The following is a 23,445-nucleotide window of genomic DNA, read 5'->3' on the forward strand; positions in this document are numbered from 1 at the left end:
CAGGAGCCAGTCATGTGGTTTTTCTCGTGGATTCTTGGCCTGAGCCTGGCGTGTGCGTTCGGCATCCTGAATGCGATGTGGTTCGAGTTGCGCGAAGGCCATGCGCACGATCCCTACAAGAAGCCGGCTGACGAGTGAGCGGCGCTTCCGGTATCGAGCATGATCCCGCCGCCGCGCTGAACAAACCGCCTCGCGAGCATTCGCGCTGGCTGGCGATGCGGGCGCGCGCGGCGCGCGCGCCGCTGGCGGTTGCCGGCGCCGCGCCGCTGATCGGCGGCGTGCTGTTGGTCATCCAGGCCTGGCTGCTGGCCCGCGTGCTGGACCAGGCCATCGTGCAGGGCGCGGCACGCGCCGAGCTGGCCACCTCCATTGTCGCGATCGCGGCCCTCATGCTGGCGCGCGCCGCGCTGGCCTGGCTGGGCGAGCGCGCCGGCGCCGCGGCGGCCGAGCGCATCAAGCGCCAGGTGCGCGAGGCGTTGTTCGCGCGCTTGCTGGCCCTGGGCCCTCAATGGTCGCGCCAGCGCGCCTCGGGCGAACTGGCCAGCGCCATGGTCGAGCAGGTCGAGGCGCTGGACGCCTTCTTCGCCAAGTACCTGCCCGCCATGGGCGCGGCGGCGGTGCTGCCGGTCGCCTTCGCGGTCGTGGTGCTGCCGGTCGATGTGATCGCCGGCCTGCTGCTGCTGGTGACCGCGCCGCTGATCCCCCTGTTCATGGCGCTGGTGGGGTGGGGGGCGGAAGCGGCCAGCCGCCGCCACCTGCAGGCGTTTGCGCGGCTGTCGGGTTTCTTCGCCGACCGCTTGCGCGGCCTGGCCACGCTGAAGCTGTATGGCCGCGCCGAGGCCGAGGCGCAGTCGGTCGTGGCGGCCAGCGACGCCCTGCGCCAGCGCACGATGGCGGTGCTGCGCATCGCTTTCCTGTCCTCGGCCGTGCTGGAGTTCTTCGCGGCGCTGGGCGTGGCCGGCGTGGCGGTCTACATCGGCCTGACCTACCTGGGCTTTCTCGATGTGCGGGCATCGGTGCTGACCTTGCAGGGCGGGTTCTTCTGCCTGTTGCTGGCCCCCGAGGTATATGGGCCGTTGCGCCAGTTCGCCGCTCATTACCACGACCGGGCGGCCGCGCGCGCCGCGGTGGCGCAGATCGCGCGCACCTTCGACGGCCTGCCCTCGCCCGGGGTTGAGCCCGCGCCGCCGGCCCCGGCGCCGGCCTTGGCGCGCGGCGCGGCGCGCCTGGCCGCGAACGGCCTGACCGTGACGCAGCCGGGCCGCCGCGCGCCGGTGCTGCGCGAAGCCGCCCTGCAGCTGGACGCCGGCGCGCACGTCGCATTGCGCGGCGCCAGCGGCGCCGGCAAGACGACCTTGCTGGAGTTGCTGGCGCGCTTGCGCGACGGCGCCGGCGCCATCGCGCTGGACGGCGTGCCGTTGGCCGACTGGGACGAAGCCGCGCTGCGCGAACGCGTGGTGCTGATCGGTCAACGGCCTTATCTGTACGCCGGTTCGATCGCCGACAACATTCGCCTGGCGCGGCCTGGCGCCAGTGCAGCGCTGGTCGAGGAGGCGGCGCGGCGCGCCTGCGTCATGGAGTTCGCGCAGGCTTTGCCGCGCGGCCTGGACACGCCGCTGGGCAGCCGCGGCCATGGCCTGTCGGGAGGGCAGGCACAGCGTGTGGCGCTGGCGCGCCTGTTCCTGCGCGACCCCGGGCTGATCCTGCTGGACGAGCCTGCCGCCCACCTGGATGCGGCGACACAGGCGCGCGTGCTCGACGAGGTCCTGGCCTTCGCGCAGGGACGCACCTTGCTGCTGGCCACGCATGCCGACGCGGTGGCGCGGCGCCTGCCGCGGCAATGGATGCTGGAGCAGGGCCGCCTGCGGGAGTTGCAGCCGGCATGAGCCTGTGGCGCCTACTGTTCCGCTTGTACGCGCGCCGCAAAGGCGCGCTGGCGCTGGCCCTGGCGCTGTCGCTGCTGACCGTGGCGGCGGGCGTGGGCCTGCTCGGGGTGTCGGGCTGGTTCCTGACCGGGGCGGCGCTGGCCGGCGCGGGCGCGGTGTTCAATCTGTTCGTGCCGTCGTCGCTGGTGCGCGGCCTGTCGTTTATCCGCATCGCCTCGCGCTACGGTGAACGGCTGGCCGGCCACGCCGCCACGCTGCGCCTGCTGGCCGATCTGCGGGCCTCGGTATTCCGCTCGCTGGTGCGCCTGACGCCGCGCCAACTGGCGCGCTACCGCGGCGGCGATCTGGTGGCGCGGCTGACCAGCGACGTCGACGCGCTGGATACGGTGTTCCTGTTCGTGCTGGCGCCGGTTGCGGTGGCGCTGGCGGGCGGCGCCATTCTGACCGCGGTCATGGGGGCCTGGATTCCGGCCGCCGCGCTGGTGGTGGCCGCGGCCTTGCTGCTGTGCTGTGCCGTGGCGCCCTGGTGGCTGGCGCGCGCGGGCCGCCGGCCCGGCGCGGCGGTGCAGGAAAGCGCGGCGGCCCTGCGCGCGGCGACGCTGGATGCGGTCGAAGGCCATGCCGACATCGCGGCCCTGCATGCCGGCGCCCAGGCGCGCGCGCAGTTCGCCGACGCGTGCGAGCAGTCGGCCCGCGCGCGCGCGGCGCAGGTGCGCATCGCCGCGCGCGGGCAGTGGCTGGCGCAGTTGGCCGCCGGCGCGGCGGTGCTGGCCGTGCTGTGGTTCGGGCTGGACGGCCTGGCCGCGGGCGAGCTGGGCGGTCCCTTGCTGGCGGGCTTGTTGCTGGCGACGATCGGCATCTTCGAAGTGGCCGGCCCGGTCATGCGCGGCGTTTCGCGCCTGGGCGCTGCGGTCGCCGCCGCCGCGCGCATCGGCGAGATCGCCGCGCGCGAACCCGACCTGCGTGATCCGGCCGCGCCGCGCGCCTTGCCGCCCGCGGGCGAACTGGCGCTGGAGGACGTGACGTTTGCCTATCCCGTGCCCGACGCCGCGGCGCATCCGGTGCTCGACGGCGCCAGCCTGCGCGTCGCGCCCGGGCAGCGCGTGGCCATCGTCGGCGCCAGCGGCGCCGGCAAGTCGACCGTGCTGCAGCTGCTGCTGCGCCTGGAGGACCCGCAGCGCGGCGCGGTGCGCTACGCCGGCTGCGATGTGCGCGAGTGCGCGCAGGCCGAGCTGCATCGCCGCGTGGCCTTGCTGTCGCAGGACGCGCCATTGTTTCTCGGCACCGTGCGCACCAACCTGCTGATCGGCGACGCGCAGGCCGGCGACGCGGCGCTGTGGCGCGCGCTGGATGCGGCGCGCCTGGGCGAGGTGGTGCGCGGCTTGCCGCACGGCCTCGATACGTGGATAGGCGAGACCGGTGCGGGACTGTCGGCCGGCCAGGCGCGCCGCCTTTGCCTGGCGCGCGCGTTGCTGACCGGCGCATCGGCCATCCTGCTCGACGAGCCCACCGCGGGCCTGGACGCGGCCACCGAGGCCGAGCTGCTGGCGGATCTGGCGCGCGCCACGCAGGGGCGTACCGTGGTGCTCGCCACGCATGCCCGCCTGCCGCCGGGTACGGTCGATACGGTGTACACGCTGCAAGCGGGCCGGCTGCACCGCGCCGCGCCCATGTGACTGGCCTAAGCATCGGCGCGCGGTTATAGTTCGCCTTGCTTTTGTTTCCAGGGACGTTCACCATGCAGACCGATTACGCCGAACTGGTCCGGCGCACCATCCGCAGCGTCCCCGATTGGCCCACGCCCGGCGTGACGTTTCGCGACATCACGCCCGTGCTGCAGGACCCGCGCACGTTCCGCGTCCTGATCGACCTGTTCGTCTATCGCTACATGCGCCAGCGCCTCGACCTGGTGGCCGGCGTCGATGCGCGCGGCTTCATCGTGGGCGCGGTGCTGGCGCACGAACTGAACCTCGGCTTCGTGCCGGTGCGCAAGAAGGGCAAGCTGCCGTACCGTACCGTGGCCGAGGAATATTCGCTGGAATATGGCAATGCCGCGGTCGAGATGCATACCGATTCGGTGCGCACCGGCCAGCGCGTGCTGCTGGTCGACGACCTGATCGCCACCGGCGGCACCATGCTGGCGGCCATCAAGCTGCTGCAGCGGCTGGGCGCCAACGTGGTCGAGGCCGCGGCCATCATCGACCTGCCTTACCTGGGCGGCTCGGCCCAGATCACGGCCACGGGCACGCCGCTGTACACCGTGTGCCAGTACCAGGAAGGCGACTGAGCGCGCGCCGCCTCAGCTCGCGTTCAGGCGCGGCTGGATGAAATCGAGGAAGGCCCGCGTCTTGGCGGGCACCATGCGCGAGGGCATCAGCGCGAACAACGGGATCGGCGTCAGCGCCCAATCGGGCAGCACGCGCACCAGGCCCGCCTGCCTGATGGCGCGTGTCATGCTGTCGCTCATGACCAGCGGCGTGATGCCCAGGCCCTGGCTGGCCAGCCGGCCCAGCATGCCGATGTTGTTGGCCGCCAGCCGGCCCGACACCTGGACCCGCTCGACCTTGTCGCCCGATTGCAGTACCCAGTACGAGAACGCGTCGCTCATGGAGGGGCGCAGGCATTCGTGATGCCCCAGGTCGGCCGGCACGCGCGGTTCGCCATGCAGGGCCAGGTATTGCGGGGCGGCGTACAGGTGCTGGGTCATCAGCACGATCTGGCGCGCGACCAGGCTGGAGTCGGGCTGTTGCCCGAAGCGCAGCACCAGGTCGAACGGATTGCTGATGGGATCGACCGGGCGCATGCTGAGGTCGAAGTCGCATTCGATATCGGGATACAGGCTACGGAACTCCGGTATCACGTCGGTCAGGAACAGCTGCGCCAGGCTGGTGGGCAGCGAAATGCGCAGCCGCCCCTTGGGCTGGGCGGCCATGTCCTGCAATTGCTCGTGCGCCACGCGCGCTTCCTCGACGATATGGCGGCAGCGCTCGAAATACAGGGCGCCGGCTTCGGTCAGGTCGATGCGGCGGGTGCTGCGGTTGAGCAGGCGCATGCCCAGGCCGCGCTCCAGCTCGCTGACACGGCGCGACAGCGTGGAGGTGGGGATGTTGAGGGCTTCGGCCGCGTGGCTGAAATTCTTGCGCTTGGCCACTTCAACGAAGAGCGCGATATCGTTGAGCTGGATATCCATCTTGGACCTCTGTTCTTATGCCGCCGGCGGGTGGGCGCGCCCGCCGCATGTGCGCGGTGCGAGTCCCGCCATGATAAATGGCGGGAACATACATCTTGCTTAATCATTATCCCGCTCATGGAATGAAGTTCGCCAAAATAAGGGTTTTTACTTAGGTTCGAAGCGCTGATACTTCTCCGGTCGTCATTGCGTTGACATATTGCCCCCCACGGCACTGAACAACATTTAAGATTGGAGAAGTCGATGAAACGCCACGCCCTGGCCACTGCCCTCATGGTTTCCGTTACGCTGGCGGGCATGTCCGCCGCCCACGCCGATGGCAAGACCCGCGAACAGGTTCGCGCCGAACTGGCCGCCGCCAAGGCCGCCGGGCAGGTGACGTTCGGCGAGCTGGACTACCCGCCCGCCGCCGCGCCCGCCGCCGGCAAGAGCCGCGCCGATGTCGCGGCCGAACTGCAAGAGGCCAAGGCCGCCGGACAGGTCACGTTCGGCGAGCTGGACTATCCCGCTCCCGCCGCCGCGCCCGCCGCCGGCAAGACGCGCGAACAGGTGCGCGCCGAACTGGCTGCCGCCAAGGCCGCCGGCGAAGTCACCTTCGGCGAACTGGACTACCCGCCCGCCAAGTAAGGCGCGCCGTCCCGCCCAGCCCGCGCGGGCAGGGTGCCGGACCTGGCGGCCGCAGCCGCCGTGCCCGTCCATTCTTCCATTGATGGGAAAGTGTTCCCCGAAATAGGGGTTTCTCCGTGCGGGCGCCGGCCGGACACTGTGGGCAGTGCTTCGCGCGCAGCGTGGCTGCGCCAGGCGCATGTCTTTCTTGCCATCCGTAGGGAACTGCTATGAAAAAAACACTACTGGCCGTGGCGCTGGCGACGGGTTTCGCCGGTGCCGCGCAGGCTGCCGACTCGGTGACGCTGTATGGCCTCATCGATGCCGGCCTCGGTTATGAACAGGTCAAGTTCAAGGGCCAGTCGCAAAGCCGCATCGGCACGGTGCAAGGCGTCAGCAGCGGCTCGCGCTTCGGCCTGCGCGGCAGCGAAGACCTGGGCGACGGCCTGCGCGCCGTGTTCAACCTGGAGGCCGGCTTCGGCCCGCTCAACGGCAACTCGCTGCAAAGCGGCCGCCTGTTCGGCCGCCAGGCCACGGTGGGCCTGGACAGCGATGCGTGGGGCCGCCTGGAATTCGGCCGCCAGACCAACCTGGCGTCGAAGTTCTTCGGCTCGATCGACCCGTTCTCGGTGAGCTACAACTCGGCGAACATGGGCACGACATTCAGCGCCGCCAACACCATGCGCCTGGACAACATGGTGCTGTACCAGACGCCCAGCCTGGAGGGTTTCAAGTTCGGCGTCGGTTATTCGTTCAGCGCGGACGACACGCTGGACGACGACAGCAACTTCGCCACCGCCGGGAACAACCGCGTGCTGACCACCGGCCTGCAGTACCTGAACGGACCGGTCAACCTGGCCCTGACGTACGATCGCTTCAACCCCAACGACGATCGCGCCGGCGGCAAATCCGATGCGCGGGTGCAGCAGTACGCCATCGGCGGCACTTACGATTTCGAGGTGGTCAAGCTGGCCGCGGCTTTCGGCCAGACGCGCGATGGCTGGTTCGTGGGCCAGAACATGGGCACTACGCCCGATGGCTTCAACAAGCTGAGTTCGTTCATGCTGGCCGACGGTTTTCGCGCCAATTCGTACATGATCGGCGCCACCGTTCCGCTGGGCCGCTCGTCGGTGTTCGGCTCATGGCAACGCGCCACGCCCAGCAACGACAAGTTGACCGGCGACGACGCCACGTTCAACGTCTACAGCCTGGGCTACACGTACGACTTCACCAAGCGCACCAACCTGTACGCCTACGCCTCGTACGGCAAGAACTATGCATTCCAGCGGGACGCCAAGGACACGGCCGTGGCGATGGGGATCAGACACAGATTCTGATACTCGGGTGCCTGTCCCCGCAGGGGGACAGGCACCCGCTGAATTTTTGGTGCCTGTCCCTGCGGGGACAGGCACCTCCTCCCCCCGGCCTACAGGAACAGCCTGTACGCCGGGTTGTCCGTTTCGTTCCAGTGCGGGTAGCCCAGTTCGGCGACGAAGGTCTTGAACAGTTTCTTGTCGGTGGGCGGAACCTGGATGCCGATCAGGATGTTGCCGTAGTCGGCGCCCTGGTTGCGGTAGTGGAACAGGCTGATGTTCCAGTCGGGGTTCATGGCGTTGAGAAAGCGCATCAACGCGCCCGGGCGCTCGGGGAACTCGAAGCGGTAGAGCAGTTCGTTGCGCGCCAGCGCCGAATGGCCGCCGACCATGTGGCGCAGGTGCGTCTTGGCCAGTTCGTCGTGCGTCAGGTCCAGGGTGTCGAAGCCGTGCCGGCGGAAGTTGGCGGCGATCTTTTCCGGTTCGGCCGGCGTGGAGACCTGCACGCCCACGAAGACGTGCGCACGCTCGGCATCGGAGATGCGGTAGTTGAACTCGGTGACGCTGCGGTTGCCGACCAGCTCGCAGAAGCGGCGGAAGCTGCCGCGCTGCTCGGGCATGGTGACGGCGAACACCGCCTCGCGCATTTCGCCCACTTCGGCGCGCTCGGCCACGAAGCGCAGCCGGTCGAAATTCATGTTGGCGCCGCATGCCACCGCCACCAGGGTCTTGCCCTTGAGCTTGTGCTCGGCTGCGTACTGCTTGGCGCCGGCCACCGCCATGGCGCCGGCGGGCTCCAGCACGCTGCGGGTGTCCTGGAACACGTCCTTGATGGCCGCGCAGATCGCGTCGGTATTGACCACCACGAAGTCGTCCACGTACTGGCGCGCCAGCCGGAACGTTTCGGCGCCCACCAGCTTGACGGCCGTGCCGTCCGAGAACAGGCCGACATCGCTGAGCTGCACGCGCCGGCCGGCGCGTACGCTGCGGACCATGGCGTCGGAGTCTTCGGTCTGCACGCCGATGATCTTGATTTCCGGCCGCAACTGCTTGATGTAGGCGGCCACGCCGGCGATCAGGCCGCCGCCGCCGATGGCCACGAAGATCGCCTCGATCTCGCCCGGATGCTGGCGCAGGATTTCCATGCCGATGGTGCCCTGGCCGGCGATCACGTCGGGATCGTCGAAGGGATGCACGAAGGTCAGCTTTTCGCGCTTTTCCAGCTGCTGCGCGTGTTCGTAGGCGTCGGTGAAGCTGTCGCCGGCCAGCACGACCTCGCCGCCGAGCCGGCGCACGGCGTCGACCTTGACCTGCGGGCTGGTGGTGGGCATGACGATGACCGCGCGGCAGCCCAGCCTGGTGGCCGCCAGGGCCACGCCCTGGGCATGATTGCCCGCCGAGGCGGCGATCACGCCGCGGCTGCGCGCCGCCGGCGTCAGGTTGGCCATCTTGTTGTAGGCGCCGCGCAGCTTGAAGCTGAATACCGCCTGGGTGTCCTCGCGCTTGAGCAGCACGTTGTTCGCGATGCGCTGCGACAGCAGGGGCGCGCGCTCCAGCGGCGATTCGACGGCGACGTCGTAGACCTTGGAGGTCAGGATGCGTTTGAGGTAGTCGGTGGACATGGCGGGGCGGCGGCGCGGGAAAAAAAGGCGTCGGGCAGATTACCACAGGGACATCCGGGCCGACTGGCCCTACACTACCGGCCATCATGGAACAAAGCCTGCTCGATGCCGTCCATTGGCTGCTCGCTGTCCTGGCCCTGCCCAAGGTGGGCCTGAGCGCGGTTTTCCTCGTCAGCCTGCTGTCGGCCACCCTGTTGCCGCTGGGGTCCGAGGCGGCGGTGTACGGATTCGTCAAGCTGGCGCCCGATATGTTCTGGCCCACCGTGCTGGTGGCGACCGTCGGCAATACGGCCGGCGGGGCCATCAGCTACTACATGGGGCTGTGGGCGCACCGCGCCGTCGAGCGCTGGCGCGCCCGCCACCCCCACGAGCGGCAGGACGGCTTCCAGTCGCGCCTGGGCGGGCGCTGGAACGCGCGCGCGCGGATCTGGCTGCACCGGATGGGGCCGCCGGCGCTGCTGCTGTCCTGGCTGCCGGCGGTGGGCGACCCGCTGTGCGCGGTGGCCGGCTGGCTGCGGCTCAGCTTCTGGCCTTGCGTGGTCTACATGGCCATCGGCAAGTTTCTGCGCTACGCGCTGCTGACCGGCGCCCTGCTATGGGCGCTGCCGGAGCTCCATATGTAACAATGCTCCGTCTGCCTTCCGACCCATATCTGGCGCGGTTTTGCGCGCAGATGTGGGGGTATTCGGGAGATTGGGTTGCCAATGTCTTAAAATGGCTCTTTAAGGGCCCCTCTTGTTGCTTCCATGAACGCCCCCCTCGCCAGCCAAATCCTGACCGCGGCGATACCGCCCGCACCCGGCGCGCGTTTGCGCGAAATCCCGTACAACTACACGTCGTTCTCCGACCGTGAGATCGTCAGCCGCCTGTTGGGCGAAGACGCCTGGCAGCTGGTCAGCGACCTGCGCGGCGAGCGCCGCACCGGCCGTTCGGCGCGCATGCTGTACGAGGTGCTGGGCGATATCTGGGTGGTACGGCGCAATCCCTACCTGCAGGACGACCTGCTCGACAACCCCAAGCGGCGCAAGCTGCTGATCGAGGCGCTGCACCACCGCCTGGGCGAGATCGACAAGCGCCGCGAGCCGGCCGCCGTGACCGAGGCCGGCCATGATCCGCGCCGCGACGCCAAGGTGGTCGAGCTGCTGGCGCGCGCCCGCTCGGCGGTGGCCGCGTTCGAGGGCCAGTTCGACCAGACCGCGCAGTTGCGCCGCCAGGCGCAGCGGGTGCTGGGCCGCATCACCGCGCGCGACAACATCAAGTTCGACGGCCTGTCGCGCGTATCGCACGTTACCGACGCCACCGACTGGCGGGTCGAATACCCGTTCGTGGTGCTCACGCCCGACTCCGAGGACGAGATCGCCGCGCTGGTGCGCGCCTGTATCGAGCTGGGCCTGACCATCGTGCCGCGCGGCGGCGGCACGGGCTACACGGGCGGCGCGATCCCGCTGACCTGGAAGTCGGCCGTCATCAATACCGAGAAATTCGAGGCCCTGGGCGAGGTCGAGTCCTGTGTGCTGCCGGGCATGACCGAGCCGGCCGCCGTGATCCGCGCCGGCGCCGGCGTGGTCACCAAGCGGGTGGCCGAGGCCGCCGAGCGCGCCGGCTTCGTGTTCGCCGTCGATCCGACCTCGGCCGAGGCATCCTGCGTGGGCGGCAACATCGCCATGAACGCGGGCGGCAAGAAGGCCGTGCTGTGGGGCACCGCGCTGGACAACCTGGCCTGGTGGCGCATGGTGGATCCGGACGGCAACTGGCTGGAAGTGACGCGGCTGGCGCACAACCTGGGCAAGATCCACGACGTCGACGTGGCCAGCTTCGAACTGAAATGGTTCGACGGCGCCGGCAAGCCCGGCGAGAAGCTGCTGCGCACCGAGCGCCTGGATATCGAGGGGCGCAAGTTCCGCAAGGCCGGCCTGGGCAAGGACGTGACCGACAAATTCCTGGCCGGCCTGCCGGGCGTGCAGAAGGAAGGCTGTGACGGCCTGATCACGTCGGCGCGCTGGGTGCTGCACCGCATGCCGCGCCACACCCGCACGGTCTGCATGGAATTCTTCGGGCAGGCGCGCGACGCCATCCCGTCCATCGTCGAGGTCAAGGGCTACCTGGACGGCGAGGGCAAGGCGCGCGGCGCCATCCTGGCCGGCCTGGAGCACCTGGACGAGCGCTACCTGCGCGCGGTGGGCTATGCCACCAAGAGCAAGCGTGGCATGCTGCCCAAGATGGTGCTGATCGGCGACATCGTCGGCGACGACGAGGATGCCGTGGCCACCGCCGCCAGCGAAGTGGTGCGCCTGGCCAATACGCGCCACGGCGAGGGCTTCGTGGCCGTCAGCGCCGAGGCGCGCAAGAAATTCTGGCTGGACCGTTCGCGCACGGCCGCCATCGCCCGCCACACCAACGCCTTCAAGATCAACGAGGACGTGGTGATTCCGCTGGATCGGATGGGCGAGTACACCGATCACATCGAACGCATCAACATCGAGCTGTCTACGCGCAACAAGCTGCGCCTGCTCGACGAACTGGATGCCTATCTGGCCGAGCCGCTGCCCATGGGCAAGGTGGAGGACGCCGAGGATGTCGCGCTGACGCGCGCCGAGGTGCTGGCCGAGCGCACGCGCCAGGCCATCGAACACCTGGCGCGCACGCGCCGGCGCTGGCAGTGGCTGCTGGACAACCTGGACCTGCCGCTGGCCCAGGCGCTGCCCGAGCTCGACGGCCTGGACATGGCCGCCCAGCGCGAGGCGCTGGCCGGGCGCGTGCAGGCACAGCCGCAGGCCCGCGTCTTCGACGTGGTGCAGGACCATACGGTACGCATCTCGTGGAAGACCGAAGTGCTGCCGGCGCTGCAGGGGGTGTTCTCGGGCAACGCCGGCAAGCTGATCCTCGAGGGGCTGGTCGCCGTCCACGCCCGCGTGCTCAAGAGCCGCGTGTTCGTGGCGCTGCACATGCACGCCGGCGATGGCAACGTGCACACCAACATTCCGGTCAACTCGGACGACTACGGCATGCTGCGCGAAGCCAACCAGGCGGTCGAGCGCATCATGCAGATCGCCCGCGACCTGGACGGGGTGATCTCCGGCGAGCACGGCATCGGCCTGACCAAGTACGAGTTCCTGACCGAGGCCGAGCTGGCGCCGTTCCAGGAATACAAGCGGCGCGTCGACCCCAACGGCCACTTCAACGCCGGCAAGCTGATGCCGGGCGCCGACCTGCGCCATGCCTGGACGCCCAGCTTCAACCTGATGGGGCACGAGTCGCTGATCATGCAGCAAAGCGACATCGGCGCGATCGCCGATTCGGTCAAGGACTGCCTGCGCTGCGGCAAGTGCAAGCCGGTGTGCTCGACCCACGTGCCGCGCGCCAACCTGCTGTATTCGCCGCGCAACAAGATCCTCGCCACCTCGCTGCTGGTCGAAGCCTTCCTGTACGAAGAGCAGACCCGCCGCGGCATCAGCCTGAAGCATTGGGAAGAGTTCGAGGACGTGGCGGACCACTGCACGGTGTGCCACAAGTGCTATACGCCCTGTCCGGTGGACATCGATTTCGGCGACGTGTCGATGAACATGCGCGCGCTTTTGCGCCGCATGGGCCGCAAATCGTTCAATCCGGGCACGGCCGCGGCCATGTTCTTCCTGAACGCCAAGGATCCGGCCGCGATCAATGCGACGCGCAAGGCCATGGTGGGCGTGGGCTACAAGGTGCAGCGCGCCGCGCACGACCTGCTGGCCAGCGTCTCGCGCAAGCAGGCCGCCCATCCGCCGGCCACGGTCGGGCGCGCGCCGCTGCGCGAACAGGTGGTGCACTTCGTCAACCGCAAGATGCCGGGCGGACTGCCCAAGCAGACCGCGCGCAAGCTGCTGGACATCGAGGACGCCAACTACGTCCCGATTATCCGCGACCCCAAGACGACCACGGCCGATACCGAGGCGGTGTTCTACTTCCCGGGCTGCGGCTCGGAGCGGCTGTTCTCGCAGGTGGGCCTGGCCACCCAGGCCATGCTGTGGCATGCCGGCGTGCAGACCGTGCTGCCCCCGGGCTACCTGTGCTGCGGCTATCCGCAGCGCGGCAACGGCATGACGGACAAGGCCGAGCAGATCATCACCGACAACCGGGTGCTGTTCCACCGGGTCTCCAATACGCTGAACTACCTGGATATCAAGACGGTGGTGGTCAGCTGCGGCACCTGTTACGACCAATTGGCCGGCTATGAATTCGAGAAGATATTCCCCGGCTGCCGCCTGATCGACATCCACGAGTATCTGCTGGAGAAGGGCATCAAGCTGGACGGCGTGCAGGGCGTGCGCTACATGTACCACGACCCCTGCCACACCCCCATGAAGCTGCAGGATCCGATGAAGACCGTGCGTTCGCTGGTGGGCGAGGGCGCCCAGAAGAGCGACCGCTGTTGCGGCGAGTCGGGCACCCTGGCGGTGAGCCGTCCCGACGTGTCGACCCAGGTGCGTTTCCGCAAGCAGGAAGAACTGGACCAAGGCCAGGCCGCGATGCGCGCCGACGGCTTCAGCGGCGACGTCAAGGTCCTGACTTCGTGTCCGTCGTGCCTGCAAGGCCTGTCGCGCTATGAAGGCGAGACCGGCATGGACGCCGACTACATCGTGGTCGAGATGGCGCGCCACATCCTGGGTGAAACCTGGATGGAGGATTACGTGCGCCGCGCCAACACGGGCGGTATCGAGCGCGTGCTGGTCTGAGGCCGCGATCCCGCGGGGCCGCGGCCCCGCGGGACGGATCTAGGGCGCCGGATTGCGCTATTTATGTTTCAATGTTTATCTAGTATTCTCTTATATTTGCAAACTCCGGCGCCCTGCGGCCAAGGAATTCATATTGGACGTCAAAGCGCCCGCCACGATCCCGTACTTCCTGAAAGAGCAGATACGGGAACTCATCGTCGACGGCACCTTCAGGCCGGGGCAGCCCCTGCGCGAACAGGACCTCGAACAGCGCTTCGGCACCAGCCGCAGCCCGATTCGCGAGGCCTTGCGCCTGCTCGAGCGGGGCGGGCTGGTGGTGCACCTGCAGCGCAAGGGTTTCCGCATCCGCCGCTACAGCCAGACTGAAATCCGGCAGGTCTACATGCTGTACGCCGAACTGGAGGCCTACAGCATCATGCAATTGTCGGAGGCCGCCGACCTTTCGCCCCTGCTCGATGATCTGCGCCGGCACGAGGCGCGCATCGCGCAGGCGCAGGCCGATGCCGACGTGCGCGGCTATATCGGCGCGCTGCGCGACTTCTACCTGGCCAGCGCGCGCTTTACCGGCAACGTTCCGCTTGCCGATACCTTGAGCCGCCTGTACGAGCAGGTCGAGCCGCTGCGCTACAACCTGGTGCGGCGCACGCTGGCGGCCACGCCCGCCGACCAGTACCACCGCGGCATCGTCCCGGCCCTGGCGCAGCGCGATCTGGCCGGCGCGGCGCGCCAGGCGCACGTCCTGGTGCGCGAAATGCTGCCGCGCATCCTCAGCGCCTACGAACAATGGGCGGGCGACGCCGGCGACGAGCCGGGCGACGACCGCCTGCGCGTCGCGTAGGCCTTTCTCCTCACGACATCCCCGGACCGCCCGGGACATGCGCAACCTGCCGGCGCGAGGGAGCGCACGCGACGGCCAGACTGGGCCTCAGACGATGCCGCGCGCGCGCAGCGCGCCGATCGCCGCCGGCGCCATGCCGAGCTCCGATTGCAGTACGTCGTCCGTATGCTCTCCCAGGCAGGGCGCGGCCCTGCCATAGGCGATGGGCGTGGCCGAGTAGCGGATCGGGCTGGCGACGCCTGGCGCGTCCACGCCCGAGCCATGCGGCAGCGACAGCTTGAGTCCACGATGCCGCACCTGCGCGTCCTCGAACACCTGCTGCAGATTGTTGATGGGCCCGCACGGCACGTTGGCGGCCTCGAGCAGGGACACCCATTCCTGCATGGTGCGCGCCTGCATGGCCTGGGCGATGATGGGAATCAGCGTTTCGCGGTTGCGGCTGCGTTGCGCCATGGTCGAGAAGCGGCTGTCTGTGGCCAGCTGCGGCATGCCGATCAATCCGGCGAACGTCACGAACTGGGTGTCGTTGCCGACCGCCACGATCACGTCGCCTTCCTTGCAACGGAACACCTGGTACGGAACCATGTTGGAGTGCGTGTTGCCCAGCCGCTGCGGTATCTTGCCCGACAGGAAGTAGTTCATGACGGCGCAGCCGGTGACGTTGACCAGGCAATCGAGCAGCGAGATGTCGATGGCCTGTCCTTCGCCGCTGAGGTTGCGGTGCTCCAGCGCGCCCAGGATCGCCGTCGAGGCGTAGATGCCCGTGACCACATCGGTGATAGGGATGCCGGTCTTGAGCGGGCCGCCGCCGGGTTCGGCGTCCGGCAAGCCGGTGATGCTCATCAGTCCGCCCATGCCCTGGAATATGTAGTCGTAGCCGGGCAGGTGGGCGTGCGGGCCGGTCTGGCCGAATCCGGTGACCGAGCAATACACGAGCCGCGGATTGATCTTGCGCAGCGACTCATAGTCCAGGCCGAAGCGCGCCAGCGTGCCGACCTTGTAGTTCTCGACCAGCACGTCCGCGTCCTTGGCGAGCTGGCGGACGATTTCCTGGCCTTCGGCGCTGGAGATGTCCAGCGTCACCGACTCCTTGCCTCGGTTGGTGCTGAGGAAGTAGGCGGCATCGGTGGTTTCCTCGCCGTGCGCGTTCTTCAGGAACGGCGGCCCCCAGCCGCGCAGGTCGTCGCCTGCGCCGGGGCGCTCGATCTTGATGACCCGGGCGCCCATGTCGGCCAGGATCTGCGTGGCCCAGGGTCCGGCCAGGACGCGGGTGAGGTCCACGACCTTGATGTGCTCAAGTGCTTGTTTCATGGTGGGGCTCGGCGCCGGTGCGGGCGGCGCGCAATGGGTGATTGATGAAATCCGCGAGTTCCGCGATGGCGGCATCGGCGGCATCCAGGCGTGCGGCGAAAAGCTGGAACACATGCGGCATGTCCTGCCACACGCTCAGGCGCACCGCGACGCCGCTTGCGGCGGCGCGCGCGGCCAGCGCGCGCGCGTCGTCGAGCAGCGCCTCGGCCGAGCCGGCCTGCACGAGCAGCGGCGGCAACCCGCGCAGGTCGGCGTGCTGCGCCGAGACGGCGGGCGCTTCGGGGTCGCCGTCGCGGCCGAGGTAGGCGCGCGCCATGCGCAGCACGGTGGCGCGGTTGGCGATGGGGTCGGACGCGGCATTGGCGGTGTAGCTCTCGCCCCGGGCCTGCAGGTCGATCCAGGGCGACATCACGGCGCATGCGGCCGGCAATGCGGCGCCGCGCGCGCGCAGCCGCGCAAGCAGCAGCACGGCCAGCGCGCCGCCGGCGGAGTCGCCGGCCAGGGCCGTCTGCCGCGCCGCCCAGCCCTGGCCGGCCAGCCAGGCATGGGCCGCGTCGACGTCCTCGAGCGCGGCCGGACAGCGTGCCTGCGGCGCCAGGCGGTATCCGATGCTCAGCACCGCCCGGCCGGAACAGGCGGACAGCCGCGCCATCAGGTTGTGGTGCGAACGATGCGAGCCGATCTGGTAGCCCCCGCCATGGATGAAGGCGACCACGCGGTCGCGGGTCGATGCCGGGGCTTCGATCCAATGGCACGGGACGCCGCCGGCATCGACCGGCGTGACGCGCGCGGGCAGGCGCACGGCGCCAAAGAAAGCGTCCCAGTCGCGCCGTATCCGCGCGATGTCCGTGTTCTGGTCCCAGCCGGCGTACAGTTGCCGGACCTGGGCCGAGAGCGTCGCCAGCTGTGCCGATGCCATGGCCGTCAGCGGCTGCCGGCGGCGGCCGCCTGGATGGCGTTGCCCAGGCCCTGGGCGCGCGCGCGGCTGAAGCCTTCCGACAGATGGCTGAGCTGGTGCGTGTCGAAGTGCGCGTCGATCGCGCTGCGCAAGCCCTGCATTTCCAGGCCGCGGTTGATCGAGCGCTTGACCAGGCGCAGCGCGAACGGGTCGCACGCGGCGATGCGTTGCGCCATGCGCTCGGTCTCGGCCTGCAGCTCGGCGCGCGCGACGACCTTGTTCACCATGCCGATGGCCAGCGCCTCCCGGGCGCTCATGCGTTCGCCCAGGAACAGGAATTCCTTGGCCTTGCGGGCTCCCATGACCCAGGGGTGGATCATGACCTCGACCGCCGCGGTGGCGAGCGTCTGGCAGACCGGGTCGGAGAAGAACGCGTCATCGGAGGCGACGATGAGGTCGCACATGTTGGCCACCATGAATCCGCCCGCGATGCACGCGCCGCTGACCTGCGCGATCGTCGGCTTGGGGCAGTCGTAGATGTGCATCGCGTAGCCGAGGTAGTAGCGCTCCTCGAATTCCCAGCGCTGTTCCACCGTGAAGTTGCTGCGCTTGGCCGCGGCCTCCTTGAGGTCGTGGCCCGCCGAGAAATGGTCTCCCTTGCCGGAGATGACGATGGCCTTGACCGAGGCGTCGCGCACGGCCAGGCCGAGCGCGCGGTCCAGTTCCTCGAGCAGTCCCTGGCTTTCCGCGTTGCGCGCCTGCGGGCGGTTATGGGCGATGCGCGCGATGCCGTCGGCTGCCTGGTACTCGATGAGTTCGAAAGAGTCGGATTTGTTCATGGTTGCTCTCGTGTGTCGGGTTACCAGGCGCGCAGGGCGCGCCAGGCGTCGTCGGTGCCCAGGGCCGCCTTGTCGGCGTCGTATCCGAACAGCCATTCCTGCTGCGGCAGGAAGGTGCCCCGATACTGGGCGTCGTAGTGGAGGAACTTCTGGTTGCGCCGCGCGACCTGCTCGGGGTCGCTCATGTGAAAGCGCTTTTCCGCCAGTTGCGATTGGGCCTGCACGCGGGCGGTGCGGTCCTTGCGCAGGGACTGGTAGCGTTCGAGCGCGGGCGGGATGTCGCCGCCGGACTGCTGCAGCGTGCGGGCCAGCACCCAGGCGTCCTCCATGCTCTGCACCGCCCCTTGGGCGTGATACGGCAGCATGGCGTGGGCGGAGTCGCCCAGCAGCGCGATGCGGCCGTTGATCCACGAGTCCAGCGGCGCGCGGTCGTACAGCGCGGTGACGAAGGGCTTGTCGGTCAACCGGATGAGCCCGGTTACCTGCTCGTTCCAGCCGGCATACTCGCGCAGCACCTCATCCACGGTGGTGGTCGCCGACCACGATTCCTTGCGGTCGCCCGGACGGCTGCCGATGCAGATCCAGTTGATCTTCCGGCCGCCCGAGACGTAGTAGATGACGGCGCTGCGCTCGGGCCCGAGCCAGAGATGGGCGCTGGGCGAGATGTCCAGGTGCCGGGCGGCGTCCGCGTCGACGATGCCCCGCCAGGCGATGCAGCCGGAGGCCTGGGGCTGGTCGGCCTGGAAAAAGCGGCTGCGCACCAGGGAGTGGATGCCGTCGGCGCCGACCAGGATGTCGCCCTGTATCCGGGTGCCGTCGGCGAGCGTGGCCGTGACCTGCCGCGCGTCCTGTTCGATGTCGACGATCCGGCTGCCCAGCCGCAGCTTGGCCGGATCCAGGCGCTCGGTCAGCACGCCCAGCAGGTCGGCCCGGTGCGCGTGGTAGTAGGGCGCGCCGAAGTGCTCCTTGATCGTCGGCATCAACGGGTTGCGCATCAGCACCTGGCCCGACTGCCAGTCTCGGTAGAGCAGGTCCCGGGGCTCGAAGGCGACCTTGCTCAAGGCCTCGTGCACGCCCAGGTGCTGCAGCACGGCCACGCCGTTGGGGCTGAGCTGTACGCCAGCGCCGACCTCTTCGAGGCGGGGGGCCTGTTCCAGCACGACGTGATCGATCTTGAACTTTTCCAGGGCGACGGCCAGCGCGGCGCCGCCAATACCGCATCCTGCGATGATGACTCGCATAGTCTTGTCCTGTTGTGTGTGGGGGGACGGCCCGGCCGGGCCGCCGCGCGGGCGCAGTCGCCCTATTGGGGCTGCAGGCCGATTTCCTGGATGATGGGCCCGGAGCGGTTCAGCTGATCCTGGATGAAGCGCATCAGGTCCTGGTTCGACGGATTCCAGGGCTCCACGCCGTTGTTGTGCAGGAATTCCACGAACGCGGGCGCGGAGCTGGCCGAGCGCGTGGCGCTTTCCAGTTTGCGCATGACGGCGTCGGGCGTGCCGGGCGGGGCGAAGAAGGCGATCCAGACCGGCATGCCCGAGTTCTTCGAGCCGACTTCGACGGTGGTCTGGATGTCGGGAAAGGCGGTGAGGCGGTCGTTCTGCAGCACGCCCAGCGCCTTGAATTCGCCGGCCCGGATGCGCGCCTGGGCCGAGAACAGCGTGATATAGGCGATGTCCACTTCCTTGGCCTTCAGGGCCAGCAGGCCCTGCGCATCGCCGCGGTAGGGGATGTGCATGATGTTCAGGCCCAGGTCGCTCTTCATGATCTCCATGCCCAGATGCGCGCTGGTGCCGATGCCGAACGAGCCATAGTTCAGCTTGCCGGGGTTGTCCTTGATGTACTGGATCAGCTCGGTCAGGTTGTTGGCGGGGAAGTCGGGCCTGGCCAGCAGCACCGTGGGCGCCGTGTTGATCGGCGCGATCGGCTGCAGCGTGTCGATCCGGAAGGGCAGGTTCTTGTACATGTGCGGGGCGACCGTAAAGCCGGTGTTCGAACCCAGCAGGATCGTGTAGCCGTCGGGCGTGGCCTGGGCCACTGTCTGCATGGCCACGATGTGGCCGGCGCTGGGCTTGTTCTCGATGATGACCGGCTGCCCCAGTTTCTCCGCCATGCCCAGCGCGGCCTGGCGCGCGATGAGGTCCGTGATGCCGCCCGGGCCGAATGGCACGATCAGCCGGATCGGCCGGCTGGGGAAGGTATCGGCGTGCGCCGACGAGGCCGCCATGAGCAGTGCAATCGTGGCGATACGGCGCAGCAAGCTGAATGGTTTCATGGTTTGTCTCCTCGAAGGCCCGAATGCTAATCCGGCCTGTTTAGAATGGGAGACAAACCTTGCTATGCTGCACACTGTTTTGACATGCAAAACACCCAGGGCGGCACTGGAGACAAGAATGAGCGCACCGAAAGCAAGCCGCCCAGCGCGGGACAGGCAGTTCGCCAGCACGCTGGCCCATGGCCTGCAGTTGCTCAGATGCTTCACGCCGGAGGCGGCGGTCCTGAGCAACCGCCAGTTGTCCGAGTTGTCGGGGCTGTCCAAGCCGACGGTGTCGCGCTACACCTACACGCTGATCGAACTGGGCTATCTCAAGGTCGACCCGGTTTCCGGCAAGTTCCAGCTGGGCAATGCCGTGCTCACGCTGTCCTATCCGCTGCTGGCCAACATCGCGCTGCGGCAGGTCGTGCGCTCGCCGATGCGCGAACTGGCCGAACGGCTGGGCTGCTCGGTGTCGCTGTGCATGCGGGAACGCCTGAGCATGGTGTACGTGGAGACCAGCCGGTCGCGCTCGCTGCGCGCGCAGCGCTACTCCGACATCGGCATGTCGCACCCCATCATCGCCACGTCCAATGGCCGCGCCTATCTCGCCGCGTGCAGCGCGGACGAGCGCAATACGCTGTTCAACCAGATCCGTGTGAAGACCCCCGAGCACTGGGAGCGCTGGGGCGAATCGGCGCTGGACATGATCCAGTTCTGGGGGCGGCACGGGTTCTGCTATTCGCACGGCGAATACCGGCCGGACGTCGCGACGGTCGGCGTGCCGTACCGGCCGTCGTCCGGCGGCGAGCTCTATGTATTCAACTGCGTGCTCGGCTCGCAGTTCGTCAAGCCCGGCCAATTGGAAAACGAGGTGGGACCCGCCCTGCTGGAGATGACCTCGGTCCTGCCGTACGCGTGACGGCGCGGCCCTACGCCGCCTGGATGGCGATGCCGTTGCGTTCGAGCGCCAGGCGGATGCCGCGGGCGAATACCAGCGCATCGGGCTGGTCGCCGTGGATGCACAGCGTATCGGCCTGCAAGGCCACGGTCTGCCCGTCGGGCGTGCGCACGCTGCCGTCGCGCACCATGCCCAGCACCTGGGCGATGGCCTGGTCCAGGTCGGTGATCATGGCGTCGGGCTGGCTGCGCGGCGTCAATTGGCCGTCGGCCTGGTAGGTCCGGTCGGCGAAGACTTCCTGCGCCGCGCGCAGGCCGATGGCGCGGGCGGCGTCGATCAAGGCGCTGCCGGCCAGCCCGTACAGCACCAGGTCGCTGTCGACGTCGCGCACCGCCTGGCAGATCGCGCGCGCCAGCGCCGCATCCTTGGCCGCCATGTTGTAGAGCGCGCCGTGCGCCTTGACGTGATGCAGGCGCGCGCCTTGCGAGGCAGCCACGCCGGCCAGCGCGCCGACCTGGTAGACCACCAGGTCGTAGGCTTCCTGCGGGGTGATCTGCATGGCGCGGCGCCCGAAGCCGGCCAGGTCCGGCAGGCTGGGGTGAGCGCCCAGCGCCACCCCATGGGCCAGCGCCGCGGCGACGGTCTGGCGCATGGTGGATGGGTCGCCGCCGTGAAAGCCACAGGCGATATTGGCCGACGTGACGAACTGCAGCACGGCTTCGTCGTTGCCCATGCGCCAGGCGCCGTAGCTTTCGCCCATGTCGCAATTCAGGTCGATGGCGGGATTCATGGCGTGGGCTCCTGGAAGTTGCGCAGCAGGCCGCGCAAGGCGTCGAGCTGGCCGGTCAATTGGGCGAAGGCGGCTTCGCGGGCCGCGTCCAGCCGTTGCGCCTGCTCAAGCTCGATGAGGGCAAAGCGCAGCGCCTGCCCCGGCATGGCTTGCGCCAACGAAGGCAGGTCCACCGTGGCGACCTGCGCCAGCTTGGGATAGCCGCCGGTGGTCTGGCGGTCGGCCATCAGCACGATGGGCGCGCCGTCGGCCGGCACCTGCACGGTGCCGAAGCAGGTGGCCTCCGACAGCATCTCGCGCCGTTCGGACAGCCGCAGCCGCGGCCCTTCCAGACGATAGCCCATGCGGTCGGATTGCGCACCGATACGGAAGGCCTGGTCCAGCAAGGCCTGGCGCGAGGCGGCGTCGAAAGCCTCCCAGTGGGGCCCGGGCAGTATGCGCAGCACGTCGCGCGGCGGGCTGCTCAGGGTGGCCGCAAGATAGAAGCGCAGTTGCCACAGCTGCTGCGCCAGCGCGTCCAGGCGCGCCGCGTCGTCGGCCAGGGGCCGGCGCAGGCCGACCTGGTCGCCCTTGGCCAGGGCGCGTCCGTGGTAGCCGCCGAAGGCGCTGCGCAGGTAGGTGCTCTGGCTGCCCATGACCATGGGCAGGTCGTAGCCGCCGTGCACCGCCAGATAGGCGCGCGCGCCCTGGCCGGGCCGGGCGAAGGACAGCACGTCGCCGGCGCGCGCCACCAGCGGGCGCAGCACGGGCGCGGGCAGGCCGCCGAGCGTGGCGCCCAGGTCGGCGCCGCCCAGCGCCACGCAGGCCGGCGCCTCGAAGCGCAGCGTGGGGCCGGCCACGGTGATCTCCAGCGTGGCGGTGTCGGCGGCGTTGCCGGCCAGCAGGTTGGCCAGCCGGTGCGCGCGGGGGTCCATGGCGCCGGCCACCGGAATGCCCTGGTGCTGGTAGCCGTGGCGGCCGCCGTCCTGGAAGGTGGACAGCATGCCGGGTTTGATGACGGCCAGGCTCATTGCGCCTCCCGCAGGCGATCGAACTCGGCGGCGTCGATCGGCACGAAGCGGATGCGGTCGCCGGGTTGCAGCAGCGCGGCGGGTTCGCGCCCCGGGTCGAACAGGTTCAGCGGCGTGGCGCCGATGATGTTCCAGCCGCCGGGCAGGCGCGCGGGATAGATGACGGTCTGCCGGTTGGCGATGGCGACCGAGCCGGCTGGCACCGCCGTGCGCGGCGTGGCGCGGCGCGGCAGGTCCAGGCGCGCGTCGTGCACGCCGATATAGGAATGGCCGGGCGCGAAGCCCAGCATGTAGACCATGCTGCCGGGCGCGCCATGCAGCGCGACCAGCGCCTCGGGCGTCAGGCCCGCGGCGCGCGCGGCTTCTTCGAGGTCGGGGCCATGCTCGCCGCCGTAGCACACGGGGATTTCCATTTCCCGTCCGGCGCTGTCGTCGACCGGGATGCCGCCAGCCAGCAGGCGTTCGACTTGCGCCGCCAGCATGGCGTAGCCGGGCGCGCCGTCCGGGCCGGGGCGATAGTGCACCGCCACCGCCGCGAACGAGGGCACCACGTCGGTCACGCCCGCCAGGCCGGCGGCGCGCAGCAGGCCGGCCGCCGCCAGGCAGGCGCGGCCGACGCCGGCGTCGATCCGGTCGCCGAACCACACGATCAGGCAGCGGTCGCCCTGCGGCAGGATGCGCCAGCCGGCGGGCGCCGATGAAGGAGGCGGGGGCGATACGGTCAACGGCAATACCTGCTGCGAAGAAAGTTACTTGGCAAACAGGGATTCTATGTTCTTGAAGGCCTTGAACTCCAGTGCGTTGCCCGACGGATCGAGGAAGAACATGGTGGCCTGCTCGCCCACCTCGCCCTTGAAGCGGATATAGGGTTCGATCACGAACTCGGTGCCGGCGTCGGTCAGCTTGCCGGCCAGGGCTTCCCACTGGTCCATGGACAGCACCGCGCCGAAATGGCGCACCGGCACGTTGTGCGCATCCACCGCGTTGGTGGCGGCCGAGCCGCATGCCTGGGGCGCCAGGTGGGCCACGATCTGGTGGCCATAGAAATTGAAGTCGATCCACTCGGGCGAGCTGCGCCCTTCCGGACAGCCCAGCAAGGCGCCGTAGAAATCACGGGCTTCGGCCAGGTCGCGGACCGGGAAGGCCAGGTGGAACGGAGGAATGGGGGACGGGGTGGACATGCAAGCTCCTGACGGCATTGAAGATTCAAGGCATAGTGTATTAGTTGTTTTTGTGATAGAAAAACGATAAATATTCGGGCTGACCATCAATAAAATC

The 23,445-nt window shown here is 68.9% G+C and carries 21 protein-coding genes; 10 read left to right on the forward strand and 11 right to left on the reverse strand.

Annotated features, from left to right (window positions below; translation table 11 throughout):
- The first annotated feature begins 12 nt into the window (after positions 1 to 12).
- The 4 genes from cydX (at position 13) to EL288_RS02500 (ending at position 4,173) form a co-directional block, all read left to right on the forward strand.
- A complete protein-coding gene (gene cydX, locus EL288_RS02485; protein WP_003815163.1) occupies positions 13 to 138 on the forward strand; it encodes a cytochrome bd-I oxidase subunit CydX in 126 nt (41 codons plus the stop codon).
- Complete coding sequence (gene cydD, locus EL288_RS02490) at positions 135 to 1,886, forward strand: thiol reductant ABC exporter subunit CydD (protein WP_033456055.1); 1,752 nt, start codon at positions 135 to 137, stop codon at positions 1,884 to 1,886. Before cydX ends, cydD begins: the two co-directional genes overlap by 4 nt.
- On the forward strand, positions 1,883 to 3,562 hold the full coding sequence (gene cydC, locus EL288_RS02495; protein ID WP_003815160.1) for a thiol reductant ABC exporter subunit CydC: 1,680 nt from the start codon (positions 1,883 to 1,885) through the stop codon (positions 3,560 to 3,562). Before cydD ends, cydC begins: the two co-directional genes overlap by 4 nt.
- Before the next feature lie 62 nt (positions 3,563 to 3,624).
- Positions 3,625 to 4,173, forward strand: coding sequence for an adenine phosphoribosyltransferase (locus EL288_RS02500; RefSeq protein ID WP_033446416.1), 549 nt, complete (start codon positions 3,625 to 3,627; stop codon positions 4,171 to 4,173).
- Positions 4,174 to 4,185: 12 nt separating this feature from the next.
- Here the strand turns inward: EL288_RS02500 and EL288_RS02505 are convergent, their stop codons facing one another.
- The gene (locus EL288_RS02505) at positions 4,186 to 5,076 is read right to left on the reverse strand and encodes a LysR family transcriptional regulator (protein ID WP_010927134.1); all 891 of its coding nucleotides are present in this window, start codon (positions 5,074 to 5,076) and stop codon (positions 4,186 to 4,188) included.
- A gap of 243 nt (positions 5,077 to 5,319) precedes the next feature.
- Here EL288_RS02505 and EL288_RS02510 point away from each other — a divergent pair, with 243 nt between their 5' ends.
- On the forward strand, positions 5,320 to 5,703 hold the full coding sequence (locus EL288_RS02510; RefSeq protein ID WP_003815157.1) for a DUF4148 domain-containing protein: 384 nt from the start codon (positions 5,320 to 5,322) through the stop codon (positions 5,701 to 5,703).
- Positions 5,704 to 5,912: 209 nt separating this feature from the next.
- Positions 5,913 to 7,019 (forward strand): porin, encoded by a 1,107-nt coding sequence (locus EL288_RS02515; protein WP_010927133.1) that lies wholly within the window; start codon positions 5,913 to 5,915, stop codon positions 7,017 to 7,019.
- Positions 7,020 to 7,108: 89 nt separating this feature from the next.
- On the opposite strand, the gene ilvA is transcribed toward EL288_RS02515, so the two are convergent.
- Positions 7,109 to 8,617: a threonine ammonia-lyase, biosynthetic gene (gene ilvA, locus EL288_RS02520; RefSeq protein ID WP_003815155.1), complete on the reverse strand. Its 1,509-nt coding sequence runs from the start codon at positions 8,615 to 8,617 to the stop codon at positions 7,109 to 7,111.
- An 86-nt stretch (positions 8,618 to 8,703) separates the two neighbouring features.
- On the opposite strand from ilvA, the gene EL288_RS02525 reads away from it, so the two are divergent.
- The 3 genes from EL288_RS02525 to EL288_RS02535 all read left to right on the forward strand — a co-directional run bounded on the left by EL288_RS02525 (position 8,704) and on the right by EL288_RS02535 (position 14,164).
- Positions 8,704 to 9,240 carry a YqaA family protein gene (locus EL288_RS02525; protein ID WP_033459012.1) on the forward strand — a complete coding sequence of 179 codons (537 nt, stop codon included), beginning with the start codon at positions 8,704 to 8,706 and terminating at the stop codon, positions 9,238 to 9,240.
- 123 nt (positions 9,241 to 9,363) lie between these two features.
- Complete coding sequence (locus EL288_RS02530; protein WP_003815152.1) at positions 9,364 to 13,326, forward strand: DUF3683 domain-containing protein; 3,963 nt, start codon at positions 9,364 to 9,366, stop codon at positions 13,324 to 13,326.
- A gap of 52 nt (positions 13,327 to 13,378) precedes the next feature.
- The gene (locus EL288_RS02535; RefSeq protein WP_003815149.1) at positions 13,379 to 14,164 is read left to right on the forward strand and encodes a GntR family transcriptional regulator; all 786 of its coding nucleotides are present in this window, start codon (positions 13,379 to 13,381) and stop codon (positions 14,162 to 14,164) included.
- A gap of 87 nt (positions 14,165 to 14,251) precedes the next feature.
- On the opposite strand, the gene EL288_RS02540 is transcribed toward EL288_RS02535, so the two are convergent.
- From EL288_RS02540 to EL288_RS02560, 5 genes are all read right to left on the reverse strand, one after another.
- Positions 14,252 to 15,475, reverse strand: a complete 1,224-nt coding sequence (locus EL288_RS02540; RefSeq protein ID WP_033459011.1) for a CaiB/BaiF CoA transferase family protein — start codon at positions 15,473 to 15,475, stop codon at positions 14,252 to 14,254.
- A complete protein-coding gene (locus EL288_RS02545; RefSeq protein WP_003815145.1) occupies positions 15,459 to 16,394 on the reverse strand; it encodes an alpha/beta hydrolase fold domain-containing protein in 936 nt (311 codons plus the stop codon). Before EL288_RS02545 ends, EL288_RS02540 begins: the two co-directional genes overlap by 17 nt.
- 5 nt (positions 16,395 to 16,399) lie before the next feature.
- Positions 16,400 to 17,212 carry an enoyl-CoA hydratase gene (locus EL288_RS02550; protein WP_015064915.1) on the reverse strand — a complete coding sequence of 271 codons (813 nt, stop codon included), beginning with the start codon at positions 17,210 to 17,212 and terminating at the stop codon, positions 16,400 to 16,402.
- A 20-nt stretch (positions 17,213 to 17,232) separates the two neighbouring features.
- A complete protein-coding gene (locus tag EL288_RS02555) occupies positions 17,233 to 18,453 on the reverse strand; it encodes an FAD-dependent monooxygenase (RefSeq protein WP_003815139.1) in 1,221 nt (406 codons plus the stop codon).
- Between the two features lie 62 nt (positions 18,454 to 18,515).
- Positions 18,516 to 19,487, reverse strand: a complete 972-nt coding sequence (locus EL288_RS02560; RefSeq protein ID WP_049788735.1) for a tripartite tricarboxylate transporter substrate binding protein — start codon at positions 19,485 to 19,487, stop codon at positions 18,516 to 18,518.
- A gap of 118 nt (positions 19,488 to 19,605) precedes the next feature.
- Between EL288_RS02560 and EL288_RS02565 the strand changes: the two genes are divergently transcribed.
- On the forward strand, positions 19,606 to 20,388 hold the full coding sequence (locus EL288_RS02565; RefSeq protein WP_003815135.1) for an IclR family transcriptional regulator: 783 nt from the start codon (positions 19,606 to 19,608) through the stop codon (positions 20,386 to 20,388).
- Between the two features lie 10 nt (positions 20,389 to 20,398).
- On the opposite strand, the gene EL288_RS02570 is transcribed toward EL288_RS02565, so the two are convergent.
- From EL288_RS02570 to EL288_RS02585, 4 genes are read right to left on the reverse strand one after another with little or no spacing between them, the layout of a single operon-like run.
- Entirely contained in the window at positions 20,399 to 21,157 is a 759-nt protein-coding gene (locus EL288_RS02570) for a LamB/YcsF family protein (protein WP_003815133.1), read from the reverse strand.
- Positions 21,154 to 22,167, reverse strand: a complete 1,014-nt coding sequence (locus tag EL288_RS02575) for a 5-oxoprolinase subunit C family protein (RefSeq protein WP_003815130.1) — start codon at positions 22,165 to 22,167, stop codon at positions 21,154 to 21,156. The genes EL288_RS02570 and EL288_RS02575 overlap by 4 nt, the downstream gene beginning before the upstream one ends.
- Positions 22,164 to 22,898, reverse strand: a complete 735-nt coding sequence (gene pxpB / locus EL288_RS02580) for a 5-oxoprolinase subunit PxpB (RefSeq protein ID WP_003815128.1) — start codon at positions 22,896 to 22,898, stop codon at positions 22,164 to 22,166. The genes EL288_RS02575 and pxpB overlap by 4 nt, the downstream gene beginning before the upstream one ends.
- A gap of 18 nt (positions 22,899 to 22,916) precedes the next feature.
- The gene (locus EL288_RS02585) at positions 22,917 to 23,348 is read right to left on the reverse strand and encodes a VOC family protein (RefSeq protein WP_003815126.1); all 432 of its coding nucleotides are present in this window, start codon (positions 23,346 to 23,348) and stop codon (positions 22,917 to 22,919) included.
- Between the last annotated feature and the right edge of the window lie 97 nt (positions 23,349 to 23,445).

It is taken from the genome of Bordetella bronchiseptica (assembly GCF_900636925.1).
Lineage (GTDB): Bacteria > Pseudomonadota > Gammaproteobacteria > Burkholderiales > Burkholderiaceae_B > Bordetella > Bordetella pertussis.

What these genes read in the sequence shown, in the direction of transcription:
- cydX (WP_003815163.1), top strand. Translation starts at nt 13, where the DNA reads ATGTGGTTTTTCTCGTGGATTCTTGGCCTGAGCCTGGCGTGTGCGTTC.
- cydC (WP_003815160.1), top strand. Translation starts at nt 1,883, where the DNA reads ATGAGCCTGTGGCGCCTACTGTTCCGCTTGTACGCGCGCCGCAAAGGC.
- EL288_RS02500 (WP_033446416.1), top strand. Translation starts at nt 3,625, where the DNA reads ATGCAGACCGATTACGCCGAACTGGTCCGGCGCACCATCCGCAGCGTC.
- EL288_RS02505 (WP_010927134.1), bottom strand. Translation starts at nt 5,076, where the DNA reads ATGGATATCCAGCTCAACGATATCGCGCTCTTCGTTGAAGTGGCCAAG.
- EL288_RS02510 (WP_003815157.1), top strand. Translation starts at nt 5,320, where the DNA reads ATGAAACGCCACGCCCTGGCCACTGCCCTCATGGTTTCCGTTACGCTG.
- EL288_RS02515 (WP_010927133.1), top strand. Translation starts at nt 5,913, where the DNA reads ATGAAAAAAACACTACTGGCCGTGGCGCTGGCGACGGGTTTCGCCGGT.
- ilvA (WP_003815155.1), bottom strand. Translation starts at nt 8,617, where the DNA reads ATGTCCACCGACTACCTCAAACGCATCCTGACCTCCAAGGTCTACGAC.
- EL288_RS02525 (WP_033459012.1), top strand. Translation starts at nt 8,704, where the DNA reads ATGGAACAAAGCCTGCTCGATGCCGTCCATTGGCTGCTCGCTGTCCTG.
- EL288_RS02530 (WP_003815152.1), top strand. Translation starts at nt 9,364, where the DNA reads ATGAACGCCCCCCTCGCCAGCCAAATCCTGACCGCGGCGATACCGCCC.
- EL288_RS02540 (WP_033459011.1), bottom strand. Translation starts at nt 15,475, where the DNA reads ATGAAACAAGCACTTGAGCACATCAAGGTCGTGGACCTCACCCGCGTC.
- EL288_RS02545 (WP_003815145.1), bottom strand. Translation starts at nt 16,394, where the DNA reads ATGGCATCGGCACAGCTGGCGACGCTCTCGGCCCAGGTCCGGCAACTG.
- EL288_RS02550 (WP_015064915.1), bottom strand. Translation starts at nt 17,212, where the DNA reads ATGAACAAATCCGACTCTTTCGAACTCATCGAGTACCAGGCAGCCGAC.
- EL288_RS02555 (WP_003815139.1), bottom strand. Translation starts at nt 18,453, where the DNA reads ATGCGAGTCATCATCGCAGGATGCGGTATTGGCGGCGCCGCGCTGGCC.
- EL288_RS02560 (WP_049788735.1), bottom strand. Translation starts at nt 19,487, where the DNA reads ATGAAACCATTCAGCTTGCTGCGCCGTATCGCCACGATTGCACTGCTC.
- EL288_RS02565 (WP_003815135.1), top strand. Translation starts at nt 19,606, where the DNA reads ATGAGCGCACCGAAAGCAAGCCGCCCAGCGCGGGACAGGCAGTTCGCC.
- EL288_RS02570 (WP_003815133.1), bottom strand. Translation starts at nt 21,157, where the DNA reads ATGAATCCCGCCATCGACCTGAATTGCGACATGGGCGAAAGCTACGGC.
- EL288_RS02575 (WP_003815130.1), bottom strand. Translation starts at nt 22,167, where the DNA reads ATGAGCCTGGCCGTCATCAAACCCGGCATGCTGTCCACCTTCCAGGAC.
- EL288_RS02585 (WP_003815126.1), bottom strand. Translation starts at nt 23,348, where the DNA reads ATGTCCACCCCGTCCCCCATTCCTCCGTTCCACCTGGCCTTCCCGGTC.